The following is a 1,382-nucleotide window of genomic DNA, read 5'->3' on the forward strand; positions in this document are numbered from 1 at the left end:
CGGCGGGTGATGTCGCCGACTACCTGCTGGCGGAGACCGTGGTGACCGCGCCGGCAGGACCGTCGGCTCCTGGTTGCGGCCGTCGTAGTTGTCCGTGAAGTCGACGGTCTCCTCGTCGATGTCCCGGAGCATCTCCATCGACTGCGGCATCAGCTTGCACTCGGTGTACCGCATGGCGGCGGCCGGGTCGTTGCCGGGAGATCCGAAGTTGCCGTTGGAGTCCACCAGCGGCATCCGCATCGACCACGGCTGCGCGAGGCGGACCAGCGCGTCGTAGATCGAGGAGTCGCCGTGCGGGTGGTAGGTGCCCATGACGTCACCGACGACGCGGGCGCACTTGTAGAAGCCCTTCTCGGGCCGGTAGCCGCCGTCGTACATCGCGTACAGCACCCGGCGGTGTACGGGCTTCAGACCGTCCCGTACGTCGGGCAGCGCGCGGGACACGATGACGGACATCGCGTAGTCGAGATACGAGCGCTGCATCTCCGTCTCGAGCCCCACGGGCTCGACACGCATGCCCACGCCTTCCACGGCGGGCACCTCTTCGGGCATCACAGGAGTGTTCTCGTCGGCCATTGCTGGTCAAAGTTCCTTTCGGCCATTTCGATGGCGGTCAGCGGGAGGCCGACTCAGATGTCGAGGAAGCGGACGTCCTTGGCGTTGCGCTGGATGAACGAGCGCCGGGCCTCGACGTCCTCACCCATCAGCACCGAGAACAGGTCGTCGGCCTGCGCCGCGTCGTCGAGCGTGACCTGGCCGAGCACACGGTGGTCGACGTCCATCGTCGTGATGCGCAGCTCCTCGGCGTTCATCTCACCGAGGCCCTTGAAGCGCTGGATCGAGTCTTCCTTGATCCGCTTGCCGTTCTGCTTCCCCAGCTCCACCAGGGCGTCGCGCTCCCGGTCGGAGTACGCGTACTCGAAGTCGTCCCGGCCCCACTTGATCTTGTACAGCGGGGGACGCGACAGATAGACGTACCCGGCCTCGACCAGCGGGCGCATGAAGCGGAAGAGGAAGGTCAGCAGCAGCGTGTTGATGTGCTGGCCGTCGACGTCGGCGTCCGCCATCAGGATGATCTTGTGATAGCGGAGCTTCTCGATGTCGAAGTCCTCGTGCACACCGGTGCCGAACGCCGAGATCAGCGCCTGCACCTCGGTGTTCTGAAGGATCTTGTCGATCCGCGCCTTCTCGACGTTCAGGATCTTTCCGCGGATCGGCAGAATGGCCTGATACTGCGGGTTGCGGCCGGACTTCGCGCTGCCGCCGGCCGAGTCGCCCTCGACGATGAAGATCTCGCACTTGGCCGGGTCGTTCGACTGGCAGTCGCTCAGCTTGCCGGGCAGCGAAGCCGACTCCAACAGACCCTTGCGACGGGTCAGATC

At 65.4% G+C, this 1,382-nt stretch carries 2 protein-coding genes; both read right to left on the minus strand.

The features are described 5' to 3' along the window. Positions 1 to 552, minus strand: a 552-nt coding sequence (locus ACFXKA_RS42800; protein ID WP_379431875.1) for a DNA gyrase subunit A, incomplete at its 3' end; no start/stop codon positions are given. A 77-nt stretch (positions 553 to 629) separates the two neighbouring features. Beyond that, positions 630 to 1,382: toprim domain-containing protein (locus ACFXKA_RS42805; protein ID WP_379431876.1), on the minus strand; the 753-nt coding region annotated here is incomplete at its 5' end.

This window comes from Nocardia sp. NPDC059228, assembly GCF_042754245.1.
GTDB lineage: Bacteria > Actinomycetota > Actinomycetes > Mycobacteriales > Mycobacteriaceae > Nocardia.